Origin of the sequence: Mesorhizobium sp. M7A.F.Ca.ET.027.03.2.1 (assembly GCF_003999175.1) — a bacterium.
Classification (GTDB): domain Bacteria; phylum Pseudomonadota; class Alphaproteobacteria; order Rhizobiales; family Rhizobiaceae; genus Mesorhizobium.
Genome location: NZ_RZOM01001749.1, coordinates 1 through 645 on the forward strand (window position 1 = coordinate 1; position 645 = coordinate 645).

General features: G+C 64.3%; 1 protein-coding gene. It reads left to right on the forward strand.

Annotation, left to right across the window (positions count from 1 at the left end; translation table 11 throughout):
* A partial coding sequence (locus tag EN750_RS37825) for a BMP family protein (RefSeq protein WP_145968360.1) occupies positions 1 to 645 on the forward strand: 645 nt, incomplete at both ends.

Sequence of the window (645 nt, forward strand, 5' to 3'; positions counted from 1 at the left end):
CAGCCGCGTCATGCGCGAATATGCGCAAGGCGGCTATGAGCTGGTGCTGGGCGATGCCTTCGCCGCCGAGCGTGAATCGCGCCGCACAGCCAAGCAATTCCCGAAGACCGCCTGGCTGTTCGGCTCCGGCGCCGGCCCGGCGGAACCCAATTTCGGCGTCTTCGACAACTGGATCCACGAGCCGGCCTATCTCTCCGGATTGATCGCCGGCAAGATGTCGAAGTCGGGCACGATCGGCGCCGTCGCGGCGATGGGCATTCCGGAAGTCAACCGGCTGGTCAACGCCTTCTTCGCCGGCGCCAGGGAGGTCAATCCCAACATCAAGAAGAAGGTCGCCTTCATCGGTTCCTTCTTCGATCCGCCCAAGGCCAAGGAAGCGGCTGTCGCGCAGATCGACGCCGGTGTCGACGTCATCTATGCCGAGCGCTTTGGCGTCATCGAAGCGGCGGTGGACAAGAAGATCCTCGCCATCTCCAACATGTCCGACCAGTCGAGCCTCGGCCCCGACACGGTCATCACCGGCCCGGTCTGGGACATGTATCCGACGGTCGAGCAGGCGATCAAACTGGTCAGGGCCGGCGTCTTCACCGCGCAGGACTATGGCGACTTCTCGCGCATGGCCAAGGGTGGCTCGCATCTGGCGCC